This window comes from Chryseobacterium sp. 22543 (assembly GCF_052044565.1).
Taxonomy (GTDB): domain Bacteria; phylum Bacteroidota; class Bacteroidia; order Flavobacteriales; family Weeksellaceae; genus Chryseobacterium.
This window is the reverse complement of sequence record NZ_JBQENH010000007.1, coordinates 13,555-31,245: the sequence shown is the minus strand read 5'-3', so window position 1 is coordinate 31,245 and position 17,691 is coordinate 13,555. Positions and strand designations below refer to the sequence as shown.

General features: G+C 36.3%; 15 protein-coding genes. 8 read left to right on the top strand and 7 right to left on the bottom strand.

Annotation, left to right across the window (positions count from 1 at the left end; genetic code table 11):
* Positions 1–828 carry a GIN domain-containing protein gene (locus tag ACTJIP_RS20065; protein ID WP_180565132.1) on the bottom strand — a complete coding sequence of 276 codons (828 nt, stop codon included), beginning with the start codon at positions 826–828 and terminating at the stop codon, positions 1–3.
* A gap of 259 nt (positions 829–1,087) precedes the next feature.
* Here ACTJIP_RS20065 and ACTJIP_RS20060 point away from each other — a divergent pair, with 259 nt between their 5' ends.
* From ACTJIP_RS20060 to ACTJIP_RS20045, 4 genes are all read left to right on the top strand, one after another.
* Positions 1,088–3,229: a M3 family metallopeptidase gene (locus tag ACTJIP_RS20060; RefSeq protein ID WP_219072177.1), complete on the top strand. Its 2,142-nt coding sequence runs from the start codon at positions 1,088–1,090 to the stop codon at positions 3,227–3,229.
* Between the two features lie 3 nt (positions 3,230–3,232).
* Complete coding sequence (locus ACTJIP_RS20055) at positions 3,233–4,066, top strand: hypothetical protein (RefSeq protein WP_139348465.1); 834 nt, start codon at positions 3,233–3,235, stop codon at positions 4,064–4,066.
* A 2-nt stretch (positions 4,067–4,068) separates the two neighbouring features.
* Positions 4,069–4,500, top strand: coding sequence for a hypothetical protein (locus ACTJIP_RS20050; protein ID WP_077413823.1), 432 nt, complete (start codon positions 4,069–4,071; stop codon positions 4,498–4,500).
* 100 nt (positions 4,501–4,600) lie between these two features.
* The gene (locus ACTJIP_RS20045; RefSeq protein ID WP_180565130.1) at positions 4,601–4,981 is read left to right on the top strand and encodes a YchJ family protein; all 381 of its coding nucleotides are present in this window, start codon (positions 4,601–4,603) and stop codon (positions 4,979–4,981) included.
* A 186-nt stretch (positions 4,982–5,167) separates the two neighbouring features.
* Here ACTJIP_RS20045 and ACTJIP_RS20040 read toward each other — a convergent pair whose 3' ends face one another.
* A complete protein-coding gene (locus ACTJIP_RS20040) occupies positions 5,168–5,668 on the bottom strand; it encodes an FKBP-type peptidyl-prolyl cis-trans isomerase (RefSeq protein WP_077413821.1) in 501 nt (166 codons plus the stop codon).
* Positions 5,669–5,849: 181 nt separating this feature from the next.
* Positions 5,850–6,098, bottom strand: a complete 249-nt coding sequence (locus tag ACTJIP_RS20035; protein WP_077413820.1) for a VF530 family DNA-binding protein — start codon at positions 6,096–6,098, stop codon at positions 5,850–5,852.
* A 72-nt stretch (positions 6,099–6,170) separates the two neighbouring features.
* Between ACTJIP_RS20035 and ACTJIP_RS20030 the strand changes: the two genes are divergently transcribed.
* Genes ACTJIP_RS20030 through ACTJIP_RS20020 form a run of 3 tightly spaced genes read left to right on the top strand, consistent with a single transcriptional unit; the run spans position 6,171 to position 10,658 of the window.
* Complete coding sequence (locus ACTJIP_RS20030) at positions 6,171–6,371, top strand: hypothetical protein (protein WP_175627187.1); 201 nt, start codon at positions 6,171–6,173, stop codon at positions 6,369–6,371.
* A 42-nt stretch (positions 6,372–6,413) separates the two neighbouring features.
* Positions 6,414–7,619 carry a metallophosphoesterase family protein gene (locus ACTJIP_RS20025; RefSeq protein WP_440705001.1) on the top strand — a complete coding sequence of 402 codons (1,206 nt, stop codon included), beginning with the start codon at positions 6,414–6,416 and terminating at the stop codon, positions 7,617–7,619.
* 3 nt (positions 7,620–7,622) lie between these two features.
* Positions 7,623–10,658, top strand: coding sequence for an AAA family ATPase (locus ACTJIP_RS20020; RefSeq protein ID WP_219072174.1), 3,036 nt, complete (start codon positions 7,623–7,625; stop codon positions 10,656–10,658).
* Between the two features lie 48 nt (positions 10,659–10,706).
* Here ACTJIP_RS20020 and ACTJIP_RS20015 read toward each other — a convergent pair whose 3' ends face one another.
* From ACTJIP_RS20015 to ACTJIP_RS20000, 4 genes are all read right to left on the bottom strand, one after another.
* Positions 10,707–11,534, bottom strand: a complete 828-nt coding sequence (locus tag ACTJIP_RS20015) for a universal stress protein (RefSeq protein WP_440705000.1) — start codon at positions 11,532–11,534, stop codon at positions 10,707–10,709.
* A 44-nt stretch (positions 11,535–11,578) separates the two neighbouring features.
* Positions 11,579–12,991 carry an inorganic phosphate transporter gene (locus ACTJIP_RS20010; RefSeq protein WP_440704999.1) on the bottom strand — a complete coding sequence of 471 codons (1,413 nt, stop codon included), beginning with the start codon at positions 12,989–12,991 and terminating at the stop codon, positions 11,579–11,581.
* Positions 12,992–13,382: 391 nt separating this feature from the next.
* A complete protein-coding gene (locus tag ACTJIP_RS20005; protein ID WP_077413813.1) occupies positions 13,383–14,408 on the bottom strand; it encodes an LLM class flavin-dependent oxidoreductase in 1,026 nt (341 codons plus the stop codon).
* 228 nt (positions 14,409–14,636) lie between these two features.
* Positions 14,637–16,775 carry a S9 family peptidase gene (locus ACTJIP_RS20000; RefSeq protein WP_077413812.1) on the bottom strand — a complete coding sequence of 713 codons (2,139 nt, stop codon included), beginning with the start codon at positions 16,773–16,775 and terminating at the stop codon, positions 14,637–14,639.
* Between the two features lie 341 nt (positions 16,776–17,116).
* Between ACTJIP_RS20000 and ACTJIP_RS19995 the strand changes: the two genes are divergently transcribed.
* Entirely contained in the window at positions 17,117–17,629 is a 513-nt protein-coding gene (locus ACTJIP_RS19995; RefSeq protein WP_047382037.1) for a YceI family protein, read from the top strand.
* The last annotated feature ends 62 nt before the right edge of the window (positions 17,630–17,691 follow it).

Genomic DNA, 17,691 nt, shown 5'->3' with positions numbered 1-17,691 from the left:
TTATTGGATGCTTACGCTGCCACCGCTGCTTTCATCCTTAATCACATTCTTAAGCTCGCCTTTTTTAGAAATATCCACACTTCCACCGGATGAAGCACCTGCCTTCACACTGGAAACAGCACTGATATGAATACTTGCCCCACTGGATGCATCTGCTTCTACATCATCAACGATAACTCCTTTAGCAGAAACACTACTGCCTGAAGATGCACTGATATCCGCTTTTTTTGCTTTTCCTGAAATATCAAGAGTAGATCCTGATGAAGATTCAATATCAAGGTTAACAGCCCATATTTTACCATCATAGCTGCTGCTGCTGCTTATGTTAATATCCATATCGTTAGCTTCCAGATCTCCGGAAATACTGCCTGCACTTGATGCTTCAACATCTGTTTTCTCCTGGGTAAATTTATCTTTTATGATAATTCTTGCAGCTGAATCAGCAAGAAGTTTATTAAAGTCTTTTGTATAAATTTTAGCAGTCACTTTGCTGATATTCATCACTCTGATACCAGGTTTATAATGAATGTGCAGCTTTCCGCCATCATTATCTACAAGAATTTCATTGATGATACTTTGAGGTGCTGAGATTTCTACTTTTTCTGTTTCAGATTTTATGATTTCAGCTTCTATCGCCTGGGAAACCTGAATTTCATCAAAATCTCCGTTAAATTCTTTATGCTGTATCGGACCACTTTCTTTGTTCACGACTTTCTCTACCCAGTTACTTCTGTCATCATCTCTATCTCTGTTTCTGTTCTCATGTTTATCATTACATGAGGCTAATGCCGCTAAGGCTGAAAAAATAAATAAAGTCTTTGTTTTCATGCTTATTTCTTTTGTCGATTATTTTTGTTGATTTCTTTAATTAAATAACAACTAATTTATAAAAAATATTACATTACATTTAAAAATACTGCAATTACCTGCAATCCAGATTTTTTCAGAAAGAACTTGATGTGCCCTGAAATGCCTAACGTATTCATTTTAAAATCACTCACAAAACGGCTTCAGTAAATACCTCTGCCAAAATTGATCCTATGATACAAGTTTTTAATATCTTTATGCTTTAATAACAACTATATTTATGAAGAATATTTCATCGGTATTATTAATTTCTGCCTTGGCGTTCAATCAATCTTGTACTACAATGAAACAGACCGATATTCAACAGGAGCTACCCGCACCTGATCCCTCTTTATCTTCTAATCCTTTTATGAAGAAAAGCAAGCTTCAATACGAAGCTCCGGAGTTTGACAAAATCAAAAATGAGCACTTCAAACCTGCTTTTGAATATGGTTTGAAGCAGCATGAAGCTGAAATTGTAAAAATTGCCAACAATCCGGCTGCTCCTACTTTTGAAAATACAATCGTTGCATTGGAAAAAAGTGGTGAAGTATTGAGAAGAGCACAAATTGTATTCTCAAATCTTACAGGTGCAAATACTAACCCTACTTTGCAGGCTTTAGACGAAGAATATGCACCTATTTTTGCAGCCCATTCTGATAAACTGTACCTGAATGAAAATCTTTATAAAAGAATACAGTCCATCAAAGAAGATGGTCTAGATTCTGAAAGCAAAAGACTGGTACAATATTATAAGCAGAATTTTGAAATTGCAGGGGCAAATCTTTCTGCAGCTGATAAAGAAAAGCTAAAACAGCTCAATCAGGAACTGGCTTCTCTTTCTACACAATATTCTAATAAATTATTGGAAGCAAGAAAGCAGGGAGGTGTATTTTTCTCTGATGCAAAAGAACTGGACGGACTTTCTGCTGATGAAATTGCAGCGGCAGCAGCTGATGCAAAAACGGCAGGACAGCCTGGAAAATATCTTCTGGCTTTACAAAATACAACACAGCAGCCCCTTTTACAAAATTTAAAAAACAGAACTACCAGAGAAAAGCTGTTCAAAGCTTCATGGACTAGAGCTGAAAAAGGAGATGCTAACGATACAAGATCAACAATTGAAAAACTTGCTAAACTGAGATTGAAAAAAGCTCAGATTTTAGGCAAGAAAAACTTTGCTGAATGGAAACTTCAGGACCAGATGGCAAAAACACCTGAAGCTGCTACTAATTTGATGAACCAGATTGCTACTCCCGCAGTGGAAACAGCAAGACGTGAAGCAAAAGATATTCAGGATCTTATTGATCAGCAAAAAGGAGGCTTCAAAGTAGAGCCTTGGGATTGGAATTTCTATGCTGAACAGGTAAGAAAAGCTAAGTTTGATCTTGATGAAAGTGAAATAAAACCTTACTTTGAAATCACAACAGTTCTTGAAAAAGGAGTTTTCTTCGCTGCTGAAAAATTCTACGGACTGACTTTCAAAAAGAGAACAGATCTTCCGGTTTATCACCCTGATGTAGTAACCTACGAAGTTTTTGATCATGATGGAAAATCTATCGCCATCTACTATCTGGATTTCTACACAAGAGATTCTAAAAACGGTGGAGCTTGGATGAGTAATTTTGTTGAACAGTCTTATTTATTAGGAACAAAACCTGTAATCGTTAACTGTTATAACTATCAGAAACCGGCTCCGGGAAAACCTTCATTAATCAGTTATGATGACGTTTCAACGATCTTCCATGAATTTGGTCACTCTATTCACGGAATGTTTGCAAGCCAGAAATACCCTTCTCTTTCAGGAACAAATGTACCAAGAGACTTTGTAGAATTCCCTTCTCAGATCAATGAGCACTGGGCTTTAGATCCTATTGTTCTAAAGAATTATGCTGTACATTATGAGACTAAGCAACCTATTCCACAGGCTTTGGTAGACAAAATCAAAAAGGCATCTACTTTTAATCAGGGATACATGACTACTGAATTGGTTTCTGCTGCTGAACTTGATATGGATTGGCATACAGTAAGCAACGACAGCCAGTTTATTCCTGTTTTAGATTTTGAAAAGCAGTCTTTGGCCAGCCATGGATTCAATTTGGCAACGGTTCCGCCAAGATACCATACTCCTTATTTTGCACACATCTGGGGAGGTGGATATTCTGCAGGATACTATGCTTATTTATGGTCTGAAACGTTGGATAATGATGCATGGGAATGGATCAGTAAAAACGGTGGGTTAACCAGAGAAAATGGTGACCGATTCAGAAAATATATTCTTTCCGTAGGAAATTCTGTAGATCTGAATCAGGCATTCAGAGACTTTACAGGACACGATCCGGATATCAAACCATTATTAAGAAACAGAGGATTTATAAAATAATCTATGATACTCAATACAGGTATAAAAGTATTGTCCTCATTAATCATTCTGACTTGCTTTTCATTAAAAAACAAAGGATTTGAAAGCAGGTCAGAATCTTTATTTCAAAAACAATCTGATACAACAATCTCTAAGGAATTAGAGGAATACATTAAAGAAGAGAGAAAGTATCTGGATTCACAATGTATTGCTGAAACCGCAAGAGCACAAGCAGACATTAAAAAAGGCAAGCTTGTTTATTTTCATTACTTCGGAATGGTAGAAAGCTACAGAAGCAATGCTGAAATGGATGTTCTTTTGAAACAAAAGAATATCGATGTTGGAAGTGCCCTGTACTACTGCACGGTTCCTCTGGAGCTGCAAAATTGTTATGAAGATGTAATGTCAAAGGAAATTGACAGAAAGTTTGGCCCAAAGTTCATCGATTCTTTGAGACATATCGCAGACGTACAATATGTTAAAAAAAACATTGACAAAGTCTATGATTTTGAAGAATGTGATACCATTTCAAGGTATCCGGGCAGCAAATCTTACGGAGACTTTTTTAAAGATTATGAAAAAGACTTTTGGAAAAATGTGCACTATCCCGATGAATTTGAATACCGGCAAGACAAAGACTTTTATTCTTCTATTTCTGCGAAATTTACCCTACACAAAAACGGAACGGTCTCAGATATAGATATTGATCTTACCTTCCAAAATAAAAAAAATTATAAGTACTCATCCTACTTTATCAACGAAATAAAAAAGTTTATAAAAAAAACAAAATGGGTTCCTGCCAAAACTATGGGAATAACAGTAAACAGCAGGGTTCCTCTCACATTATTTTTTAAATAACCATGAAAAAAATCATTACGGCAACATTATTAGTTGTCTTTGGGGCAATGTATGCTCAAAAAGGCCATGCAAAACCACAAGCCAATAAAATAGATCCCCAACTTGTGGGTCTGTGGAAAGGAAGCGAGAAAGACCAGCAGGTAGAAGGTATGGAAAAGCGTTGGGTAATGGAAAGAAAAGCAGACGGCACTTTTATGCTTATTTTCACCGCTATCCAGAATTGCGACGTCAGACAAGTTATCGAAAGAGGGCAATGGTGGATTGAAAAAGGAGAATTTCATGAACTTCATTTTAACTCAGGGAAAACGGATATTTATACATACAAGGTTTTAGATCCATCCCATGTAAAATTTAATTCAAAAGAGCAGGCTCTGGATATGGCCACTGAAAATTACAGCTTTGTAGATACTAAAATTGACGAAGACAATCAGTAAAAGATAACGGGAAGCATTCTTTAAGAGTGCTTCTTTTTATTTATAATTCATTTCTATTGATATTCATTATTTTTGCAGTTCAACATTTAAAATACACTATATGGACTGTCCCTGCTGTTCAGGAAAATCATACGAAGAATGCTGCAAGCCTTATCATACCGGAAAAAAACATGCTCCTACTGCCGAAGCTCTGATGCGTTCAAGGTTCTCTGCTTTTGCCATCCCGAATGGTGAATATCTGATGGAGACTACCCTTCCGGGAAAAAGAAAATACCACAATAAGAAAGATCTTCAGGAATGGGGAGAAATCAACCAATGGACAAAACTGGAAATCATCCGTACTCCTGCTTTAAACCAGGTAGAGTTTAAGGCTTATTATACAGACCAGAACGGACATCCACAGCTTCATCATGAGTTTTCGCTTTTTCAGAAAATGCACGAACACTGGTATTATGTTTCAGGAGAATTTTTGGATGAGTGATAGAGCCTGATTTGTTGGTAACAATTTAATGTAGAATAATTCTTTGCGTATAGAATCCCCAATATTACGCACCAATAATAAAAATCCCCACAGATAGTTTTGTGGGGATTTTTTTATCTTTTATCCAAAAAATATTGGATAAATATTCATAAAATGTCCGAAAAAACCGGACATTTATATTATTTTTTAGTGAGCTTCGTTTCCGTCAATTCCGTGAGCATGACCATGAGTCAATTCTTCTTCTGTTGCTGGACGTGTGTTCAAAATTTCTACGTCGAAATCTAACACTTTTCCTGCCATTGGGTGGTTAAGGTCTGCTACTACAGCTTCTGGTGTTACTTCTACCACAAAAGCCTGGAAATTATTCCCTTGGTTATCAGACAAAGGTAAAATAGCTCCGATAGGTGGAGTTCCTGATTCTTTAAACATCTCAATCGGCAATTGAGCGATAGCGTCTGGCTGTCTTTCACCATAAGCTTCTTCAGGCTGAATAACAAAAGCAGCTTTATCACCAGCTTTTAAACCTAAGATATTTTCTTCAAACTTTGGAATCATCATTCCTACACCGTACAAAAATGTAAGTGGATTTTCTGCTGTTGTTTCTTCTACAAGAACTTTAGTTCCGTCCGCTTCGATAGTGTGAAGGATGTAACGTACAGCTACAACGTGATTGTTTTCAATTGTCATATTTTTTCTTTTTTTCGTGATTTCGTTTCACGATTAATGTTACAAATATACTATTTTTTGAAATGATTCAATGAGCCTGGAAGCCAGGAGATGGAAGAAGGAAACTATGAAAAGCATAAAGAAAATATATCTTCCTTTTACTTTATATTAATTCCATAATAGCTTCAATAACTTCCAGCCTTTATTTTTTTCTGGTCTCATCTCTTTTTTTCTGTCTCAGCATAAAAAGATACAGACTTTCCACTTTTGTTCTTGCCCAAGGTGTTTTCCTTAGAAACTTCAGAGACGAGTTGATGCTTGGGTTATCTGTAAAACATTTAATATTGATCTGCTCACCCAATTTCTCAAATCCTTTGTAGTACTCTACCAGTTCTTCAAGAATAGCATCAAGCCTTTTTCCATGTAAAGGATCTTTTGATTTTTCTTCCATAACGCAGTAAAATTAAAACATTTTATCAGACCTGGCCACTAAAATTGTTTAAACTCTTAATCTTTAGTATTTTTGATGAAGCTATTTCTTACCCATAAAAATTATTCGTTACCAACCAATATGAGCAAAAACAACGAAGCAAACAGGAAAAAAAATAAAAAGCAAATTGATCAGAAAAAACGGAAAATACAAAATGCAGAAGCAGAAAGGAAAACACGTTTAAAGCAAATCCGGGAAGACTTCAAAGCAAAAGAATCTGATAATCAACTATAAAAATGGTTTATTACTCAACTTACTTTAAACAATAATAAATTTATGAAAATTCTGCATACCGCCGACTGGCATTTGGGAAAAAGACTGGACCGCTTTTCACGGATGGAAGAGCAAATCCTGGTAATGGAAGAGATTATAGGCATTGCCGATGAGGAACACGCAGATCTTATTCTTGTTGCCGGTGACCTTTTTGATAATTTTAATCCAGGCGTAGAAGCCATTGAGCTTTTTTATAAAACCCTGAAACGTTTATCTTTAAATGGAAAACGTCCTGTGATTGCTATTTCCGGAAATCATGATTCTCCCAGCCTAATCAATGCTCCAGATCCTCTGGCTCGTGAATGCGGAATTATTTTAATAGGACATCCTAAAGCCGAGATTACACTTTTTAGTACAGAATATTTCAAAGTTTCAAATTCTAAGGCAGGTTTTATAGAATTGAAAATCGGAGGAATAGATTTTCCTGTAAGAATTCTTCATACTCCTTTCGCAAATGAAATCCGGTTAAAGGAATATTTTGGTGAAAATAAAGAGGAAGAAATTAATAAAGTGCTTTCAGAAACATGGAAAAACCTTGCAGATCAGTTTTGTGATGATTCTGGAGTCAATATTCTGACCGCTCATTTATATATAAATAAAAGAGGTGCAGAAATTCTGGAAGAACCGGAAGGAGAAAAACCTATTAAAATCGGAAATGCAGATCTGATTTTTTCGGACAGTATTCCTGAGCAGATTCAGTATACGGCACTGGGCCATCTCCATGGGTTTCAGAATATCGGAACGAAAGAGAAACCTGTGATTTATTCATCTTCTCCCCTTTGTTACAGCTTCAGTGAAGCCGGGCAGAAAAAGTATGTTTCCATTATTGATGCTGAGCCGGGAAAAACAGTGTCTTACGAGAAAAAAGTACTGAAAAGCGGAAGAATTTTAGTCAGAAAAACATTTACTTCCATCGAAGATACCGTTCAATGGCTGGAAGAAAATCCCAATACATTTATAGAACTTACCCTTGAGAGTGAGACATTTTTAACAGCTGATGAAAGAAGATTAATTTATCAGTCTCATAACGGGATTGTTCACCTTATTCCAAAAGTCAAAAACCGGGAGCTTGATGAAGAGCAGAGCCACGAAATCAATTTAAATCAGAATATTGATATATTATTTAAAGATTATTTTAAATCCAAAAACGGCGGGCAGGAAGCCAATGAAGAACTGATGAATTTGTTTAACGAAATTTTAAATGCATAAGCCATGATCCCTGTTCAACTAACTATCGAAGGACTTTACTCGTACCAGGAGCGCCAGACCATTGATTTCAGAAACCTTACTGAAGCGGGACTTTTTGGTATTTTCGGGGCGGTGGGTTCTGGAAAATCATCGGTTCTTGAAGCCATTTCATTTGTCTTGTACGGAGAAACGGAACGTCTGAACATGCGTGATAAAAGAGCTTATAACATGATGAATTTAAAATCAAACAGCTCTTATATAGAATTTGATTTTATAAATTATGAGAATAAGCTTTTCCGTGCTACCCGTGACTTTAAGAGAAATTCCAAAAAATTTGAAGAAGTAAAGCCTAATGCAGTTACTTTCTATGAAAATAGTAATGGCAAATGGATTCCTCTGGATCACTCTAATGCAGAAATAATCATTGGGTTAAGCTATTCCAATTTTAAGCGAACCATCATTATTCCGCAGGGACAGTTCAAAGAATTCCTTGAACTGGGTGCTGCAGAAAGAACAAATATGATGAAGGAGATCTTCAATCTTCAAAAATTTGACCTTCAGAACAATGTTTCTGCACTTCATGTAAAAAACAGATCTGAACTGGATCAGCTTGAAGGTCAGTTAAAAGGTTTTGAAGAAATCAATGAAGAGAAGATCAAAGTTCAGAAAGAACAGCTGACTGAAGAACAGAAACTACTTTCGGAATCCAATGAAAAACTGGAAAAGATTTCCAACACTTATCAACAGCTGAAAAACTTAAAAAGCGATTTTGACAGTTTACAGCAGAATAAGGAAAAATTCAGCAGACTCTCTGAAGAGAAACCTCAGATGGATGCGCTGGAAGCGCAAGCGGAATTATATGACCGTATTTTCAGACTCTTCAATCCATTGATTATTGAGAAAAATAAGCTTTCAAAAGAGATTTCGGAGAAGCGGAACGAGAGAGAAGAACAAATTAAAGCATGGCAGGAAACTGAAAAGGCCTTTATCGTTATAAAAGAACAACTTTCCATTCTTGAGCCGCAGTTCAAAGCTTTGGAACAGTCCAAAATTCAAGAAAATGATATGAACCTTATCCTTCAGGTTCTGAAGTTTACTGAGGAAATCAAAATTCTGAATGAAAGAACCCAGAAAGGTTCCGAAAAAGTAAAAGAAGTAGATCTCAATAAGGAGAAGATTCAAAAGAAGATTGATGAACTTTCTTCACAGGTGAAACTATTGAAGGAACAAAAAGTGGATTCCGCATTGTTATCTGAAGTGGGAAATTGGTTTATTCAACAAAAAAATTTAAAAAAATCACTTCAGGAACAAACCGAAAAGATTGAGAAACATCAAAAACAGATCGGAGAAATTGCAGAAGAATTAAAACCTTTTGCTTACAACGAAAATTATAAAGAAGACTTCAGAATCAGAAAAGAAGCCTTAGAAACTAAGAAAAAGGAACTTTCTCAGAAACTGGATCATCTCAAAATACAAAAAGAGCTTTCCCGTTTTGCCAGTGAGCTTCATGATGGGGAAAACTGTCCTCTTTGTGGTTCTAAGGAACATCCGCATATTGTGGAATTTCATGATGTGAATGCTGAACTGCAGGAAATTCAGGAGAAAATAACATCCGTAGAACAGGAAACAGCTGGTCTTCAAAAGCAGGAAGCAGAAATTGATAAAATTCTGGACCGAAAAAAAATCTTTGAGGAACAACTTTTTTCAGAACAGAAAATTATCCTGCAGATTCAGAAAGATATTGAAAATCATATTCTGAATTTCTCATGGAAGCCTTTTTCCCCGGATCAGGAAGAAGAGTTTGATAAAAAACGTTCAGACTCATTTACTTTAGAAAAAAAGGTTGAGGAAACGGAGCGAAGCATTGCTTTGGAAAGAGAAAATCTGGAAAAAGAAACCAAAACGCTGGAAAAGTATAAGAGTGCCCTCGAGGCTTTCCGTTTGGAAGAAGTTTCAAAACAGGAGCAGATCAATATCAGCCGTTCTGGGCTTAAAATTCTTGACTGGAATAGGTATGCTCAAAAGGAAAAAGCTGAGATTGAAGACGCTTATCAAAAGTTGGTACAATCTAACAGGGAAACCGAAGAAAATTACCAAAAGGCATTACAGCAGGAAAAGATTCTCTCTCCGAAACTGGCAGAGCAAAAAGCCATTGTCAACCAATCTGAAAAACAGATCACAGAACTCGAGAAGGAAATTTTCGGTAATGAAGAAGCTATCGTTAAAGCTTTGGCAGCTCAAAATTTTACAGAGTTCAAAGAAGTTGAAAATATTTTACTTCAGGAAATCAATATTCAACTGGTGAGAACAAAAGTTCAGAACTTTAAAGTTGATTTTGAAGCTTTAAAGAAATTCATCGGAGAACTGGAATTAAAACTGAAGGGACTGTCATTCGATAATGAACAGTTTTCTCTGACTGAGCAACAGTTCGGTGAAGCGCAAAGTGAACAGAAAAAAATAAGTGATTCTGTAGTAACAAAAACTGCAGAAATAGACCGACTGGAAAAAGAATTCGTAAAAAAAGAAGACCTTTTGAAAGAACTGGCAAAACTTCAGAAACGTTCAGAGAATTTAAAAATAATGATGAACCTGTTTAAAGGAGCAGGTTTTGTACAATATGTTTCATCTATTTATCTGAGACAACTTTGTGATCATGCGAATGTGCGTTTCCACAGAATGACCAGAAACCAGCTGAGTCTGCAGCTTAATGAAAATAACGATTTCGAGATCATTGATTACCTCAACGAAGGGAAAAGCAGAAGCGTAAAAACGCTGTCGGGAGGGCAGGCATTTCAGGTCTCTTTAAGTCTGGCTCTGGCACTGGCAGAAAGCGTTCAGGCCAATGCACAGGCAGATAAAAATTTCTTCTTTATTGATGAAGGCTTTGGAACTCAGGATACAGAATCTGTGAATATTGTATTTGAAACCCTCACCAATCTGATGAAAGAAAACAGGATTGTAGGAATTATTTCGCACGTTGAAGAGCTGAAAGAGAAAATTCCTACAGCTCTCAATATCATTAAAGACGAGGAAAGAGGAAGTCTGATTGAGATTATATAATTAATCTTTAAACCTCAAAAGAAATTAAACTAAGGCTGGCTTGAACATTTATGCATGAAGAATCAATACAGCCTTTACAGATTTGTTCAGGATCTCGTCTACAGTACTACCGGAAAATAATCGGTAAATAATATTATGATTGTGTTTTACAAGACATAAAATATCTGTTTTATTGGTTTCTATGAAATCAATAATTCCGCTTGATGGTTTATCATCCTCAACGTAGTGAAAGGTGATTTCCACAGAAGAAAGCTGATCTTTTAATTTCTTTTCACCATTTTCTATAGCTCTTGCAGCTGTATCTTTGTCTGAAATATGAAGTATTTCCAATTTTTTAGGATCGGAAACTTTAAGGATCTGGTTCAATGCCTTTACATCCCTTACGGATAGTTTTGTGGTTTTATAATCTGCAGCCAGCGTGATAACAGGTGTTGGATGAAGTATACTTTCCGCAGGAACTATTAATGTTGGAATCCGCATTTTGCTAATGGCTAAACTGGCATTGCTTCCTATAATTCCCTTAATGCCCGTAGCTCCCGTCATTCCCATTACTAAAAACGATACATCATTATATTCTATGTATTTGGTAATAACATTTCTTAAAAAGCCAACATCACAAACGGTTTTTACCGGAATGTCTTTATATACGTCATTATTACAGAAAGTTTCTGCCCATTCTTTCAGAGCGGATCTTTTTCTTGCATAGTAATCTTCAATAAAAATGGCGTTGTATGTACTATTGTTGATGCCTTCCGTAGGATGAATGGCATTCAGTACCGTTACTTTCATCTTTAAAGTTTTGGCGAGGGAGAGAGCATACAACAGCGCATTACCTGCGTTATTGGAAAAGTCTGAGGCAACTAATATTTGTTTCATTTTTTTTCGGTTTTAATAATAATCACTGAACTAAAAATCTGCCACTAAATAAACAGATGGAAACATATAAATAACAGTAAAGATAATACAATAGAAACCGGTAAAGTAAGTACCCAGGCAAGACCGATACTTTTTAATGTAGCCGGATTAAGGTTACTTTTACCACCGGAAGCTACCATAGACCCTGCTATACCACTTGACAAAACATGCGTTGTACTTACCGGTAATCCCAGCAATGTACTTATACCGATAGTAGATGCGGCAACAATCTCGCTGGATGCACCCTGAGCATAGTTCAAATGTTCATTTCCTATTTTCTCACCAATAGTTACAGCAATTCTCTTCCAGCCTATGGTAGTTCCCAGCCCGAGAGATACTGAGATAATAATAATTACCCATAGGGGAGCAAATTCGGTTAATTTTTTAAGTTCAGAAATCTGGCTGGTAAGTATTGCTCTGCTGGATTCGTCAATAGCTATAGTTTTATTTTCATTCAGCTTTTTTAGAGAATCAACAAGGTTGTCTATCTGTTTCCGGAATTTATAAGTAGCGGCTTTGTCTTTTTCATTTTTATGGATCAGATTTTCTTTTACATTTTCAACAGCCAGATTCAATGTCTTAAATTCTGCTGTATTTCGAGTATTCCGGGCAGCTGTTGCCTGTAATGTACGTTCCGTTGTGTTCAGGATAGAAATAATCTTATCATTAGGAATATCATGATTAACTGCAAATTGGGCAGGCATGAAAGCAATCAGGATCAGCATAAAAAGTCCTACACCCTTTTGTCCGTCATTACTGCCGTGAAAAAAGCTTACTAAAGTACAGGTTGTTATTAAAATGGCTCTGATCACCAAAGGAGGTTTGTCATTAGCTCCGGTTGGAATATGAAAAAGCGTTTTATAACGGATTACATATTTAAAAAACCACATCAGCAAAACAGCTAAACAAAATCCTACTATAGGGGATAAAATAAGTGACATCCCAATTTCTTCTGCTTTATGCCAGTTCACTCCTCCGCCATAATACCAGGTAAATCCTAAGCCGGCACCAATTAAAGCACCAATCAGGGTATGAGAACTGGAGCATGGTATTCCAAAATACCAGGTTCCCAGATTCCAGATGATTGAAGCCAGTAGAACAGCAAGAACCAAAGAGGCTCCCACAGCAATTGGCAGCGTTATGAGCGTATCCATAGGTACCAATTTTAAGATTCCCATCGCAACAGCAATTCCCCCTGTAAAAACTCCCAGAAAGTTCCAAAAGCCTGACCAAGGGATTGCGATAACGGGCTTAAGAGCTTTGGTATAAATTACAGTAGCCACAGCATTGGCGGTATCATGAAAACCGTTTACAAACTCAAAAGCCACTACAGCTACAAGACACAGGATGAAAATAATGACAAGACCTGTACTGAGATCCGGATCCACTGAAAAAAATAGAATATTGTTTAAAAGCATGGTTTTTTGTTTAGATTTTGGAATAACTGGATCAACAGAGCATCCAGAATATTGAGAAATGAAACCATCAGAAAGGGATAATAAGAACGATATCCTGAATAGCAATGGATTTTAGAATATCCAAAAAACCTTTTGAACAAACTGGCTGTGGAAATAAACAGCTTGCCACCAGTACAATACAAAGTTTGTATCATACGGATTATAGACAGGTCAATCATTAATAGCTATCGCTTTGTTTCATCACTGTAAAGAAATGAAGTTTAAAAGATTACGATGTTAATAAATGATTAACAGTTTATTATATTTAAAAAATAAGATTCTTTGCAATATAAAACAAAGTAAAAAGGAGACCTTTTCTGGTCTCCTTTTTTTATATCTCTAAACTTCCTTGTTATAATCCTTGTATAACAGGCTTCACTTCATTCCCAAACAATTCAATAGACTTCATCATCACCTCATGAGCAGGATCTCCCACATCCATATGTCCGATAAATCTTGTAATTCCGAAAATCTCTTTCATATAAGCGATTTTGTCTGCTACTTCTGCAGGGCTTCCGATAAATAAAGCGCCGTCTTTGCTTCTTCCGCCATCATACTGTGCTTTTGTGTAAGGAGCCCAACCTCTGGAAGCCCCTATTCTATCCATCTGAGATTTATAATTATGGAAATACCCGTCCACTGCTTTTTGATCATCACTCACAAAAGTATGTGAATGAACGGCAATCTGCATTTTTGAAACATCATGTCCCGCTTTCTGGTATTCCTGCTTATAGAATTCGATCAGATTTCTAAACTGAATCGGCATTCCTCCAATAATGGCTACCACTAAAGGCATTCCCAATTGTGCTGCACTTAAAACAGACTGCGGAGTTCCTCCTACAGCTCTCCAGATTGAAAGTTTTCCATCATTCTTTGCTCTTGGATACACGGTTTGATTATTCATAGGAGCACGAAGTTTCCCAGACCAGCTTACATTTTCCTCAGAATTGATTTTCAGTAATAATTCTAACTTTTCATCAAATAGCTGTTCATAGTCATCCAAAGAATAGCCATACAACGGAAATGACTCAATGAAACTTCCCCGGCCCACAAATATTTCGGCTCTTCCGTCTGAAATCAGATCCAGTGTTGAAAAGTCTTCATATACTTTTACCGGCTCCGAAGAACTCAAAACAGTAACTCCACTGGCTAGTTTTATATTTTTTGTAATGCTTGCTGCAGCTGCCAATACTATTTCCGGTGAGGAAACAGCATAATCCGGACGGTGATGTTCTCCCATTGCAAAAACATCAATTCCCACCTCATCCATCAATTTTACCTGATCCAATATTTCACGGATCTTAATTCCTGCATCTCTATATTTTCCGGTTGACTGGTCAAATGCCAGATCACCGAACATTCCTATTCCTAATTCCATATTGTTGATTTTAGTGATACAAAAATACCACTATGAAAAATCAAAAACATTGATGTTTGGTAAGATCGAAAAGTTGTTGTTTTTTCAAACACAAATAACACTAATTTTCCACCAATAACACAACATTGTCATTGCGAGCAAAGCGAAGCAATCTCAATTAAGCATAATACAACAATGTTAAGGTAATGTTCAAAAAAATCCAGCCTAAAACTAGACTGGATTTTTTTATTATTTCTTCAGATATAAATCAAAATAATCTGTAATCTTCTGCATCAGATGAACTCTGTCTTTCCCGATCACATTATGCGGATGCCCCGGATATGTAAAGTAATCTAACTGAACTCCGTTATCAACAGCAGATTTGATGAATTTTATAGAATGCTGCCATACTACTACATCATCCTGTGCCCCGTGAATCATCAGTAGTTTTCCTTTCAGATTCTGAACTTTATCCAAAAGATTAGCAGCTGCATATCCCTGTGGATTTTCCTGTGGAGTATCCATATATCTTTCTCCGTACATGATCTCATACATGCTCCAGTCGATTACCGGTCCTCCAGCTACTCCTACTTTGAATACATCCGGCTTACGAAGCATGAAGCTTGTTGTCATAAATCCTCCAAAACTCCATCCATGGATTCCCATTTTATCTCCGTTTACATAAGGAAGAGACTTTAAGTACTCTACTCCCTTCATCTGGTCGTTCATTTCTGTAGTTCCCAGGTTTCTGAATACAGCCTGCTCAAACTTCATTCCACGGTTGGAAGAACCTCTTCCGTCCATGGTGAAAATAATATATCCGTTCTGAGCCATATATTCATACCAAAGGTTTCCGGAAGCCGGGAAGCTGTTTGTGATCAACTGTAAGTGCGGTCCGTTATACAGATAAACAATGGCAGGATATTTTTTATTCGTATCAAAATTTGTTGGAAGGATGATTTTCCCATACAAAGGAGTTCCGTCATCTGCTTTTAGCTCTACATTTTTAATTTCCGGTCTCTGATAATTCTTTAACGGATTTTCAGAAGTAAGGATATTGGTAGCTTTTAAATTAGAAGTATTGATAATATTGGCAACTCTTGGTGAATTGGCATTGCTGTAAGCATCATACAGATAATTTCCATCATTGCTCAAAGTTCCGGCATGCATTCCTTCCGCACTGTCTAGTTTCTGCATTTTGAAATTAGTCCAGTTGATTCTATATAAATGTCTTTCTAAAGGAGTTTCTTTTGTGGAAGTGAAATAGATTTCCTTTTTCTTTTCATTGAATCCTAAGATATCCGTTACCAGCCAGTCACCTTTTGTGATTTGTGCTACCAGTCCTTTTTCTAAACTATAGTGGAACAAATGATTGTATCCTGTTCTCTGACTCTGCCAGATAAAGTCTGTATTGGAATTCGGGAAGAAAGTAAGTGGATGCTGCGGCTCGACATATTTGCTGTCTGTTTCTTCAAATAATGTTTTTACCAGTTCTCCGGTTGCAGCATCATACTGATTCATTTTCATATGATTCTGACCTCTGTTCAGAACTCCTACGAAAATATACTTTGAATCCGGACTCCATGTAACGGCTGTTAAATATTGATCTTTTTCTCCCTCAACTTTTAAGAAAGTCGTAGCTTGAGTTTTAATATTGAAAACACCTAATGTTACCTGATGAGAAGTCTGACCAGCCATTGGGTATTTGATATTGTGATTCACAGCTGGCGTTACAGACCAATCAATGATTGGGTAATCAGCAACCATACTTTGATCCATTTTATAAAATGCTACACTCTCAGAATTGGGAGCAGGAAAAATTCCTGTATCAATTCCGAATTCATTTCTATGAACAGCTTGCCCGCTGATAATATTTTCATTGGTTTCATTGGTTACAGCAATGGTTTTTCCATTTCTGTTTACAAATAAATTATTCTTTGCTGTGAAGGCAAAAGTCTGGCCGTCACCAAACATTTTCACATTCGCGGCATCCTGATCTACAGCAGCTGTACTTTTTACTTTCCAGTCATTTCCTGATTTTTCAATCCATGACATTTTACCGCCTGTTGTAAAATATCCATTGGAATTTCCTGTAAATTTGATTGCAGGAACTGCCTTCAGTTTATCATTGGATAAGTTTCTATTCAGTTGGCTCAACGAGATCAGAGTATCCTGCTTGTTGGTTTTCAAATCTGTAATCAAATAACCACCTTTCACTGCCTGGATGTATGATTTTCCGTCTGCAGCCCATGAAAACTGGGAAATATTTTTCACTGCAAGGTTTGTTCTCATCCCATTTACAGCCTCTGCCATGGTAAATTTCTGGGTCTGGGCAAATGCTGAACTGCCTAAAACCAGCATCAATAAAGAAAAATTATGTAATTTCATTGTATAAAATTGAATCCATCAAAAATAAGAAATAAAAATCATCCGTTAAGAAATGTTAAATTAAAACATCCATAAATTAGAATTCATGCTTTCAAAGAAATTATTTCTTAACTTAATAGTAGAATTTTTATAGGTATTAAAATAGGTCAATTGTGAATTGTCAATACGCTCCGCTTGTCAATTTTTAAATTTTGGAACAGCTATAGCCATTCACCATTCACTTGCGAAGCAAAATTGACTACTGATGTAGAAAAATGCATTTCTTATCCTATATCAATGACTTGTATAGGTATCCTATCCTAAATTTGCATCATTATAACAAACAAAAAATACAAAATACAATGGCAACAAAATGGATCTTAGACCCTACGCATAGTGAAATTACTTTCAAAGTAAAACACATGATGATCTCTAATGTAAAAGGAAGCTTCAGAACCTTCACCGCTGAAATTGAATCTGAAGATGAGTTCTTTGCAAATGCAAAAACTACAGCTACAATTCAAACAGATTCTGTATTCACAAACAATACAGACAGAGACAATCACTTAAAGTCTGCAGAGTTCTTCAACGCTGAAGTACATCCTACAATCACTTTTGAATCTCAGGCGTTAAACAATTCTATCGTTGGAAATCTTACCATCAACGGAATTACAAAACCTGTAGATCTTGACGTAGATTTCGGAGGAATCAATGTAGACCCATGGGGAAATACAAAAGCAGGTTTCTCTTTTGAAGGAAAAATCAGCAGAAAAGACTTCGGATTAAACTGGAATGCAGCTCTTGAAGCAGGAGGTGTAATGGTAAGTGATGATGTAAAAGTAGCTGGGGAATTACAGTTTGTAAAACAGGCTTAATAAATAACATATATTATAAAAGGTTCAGGGATTTTTCTAAAAGCCTTGAACCTTTTATTTTT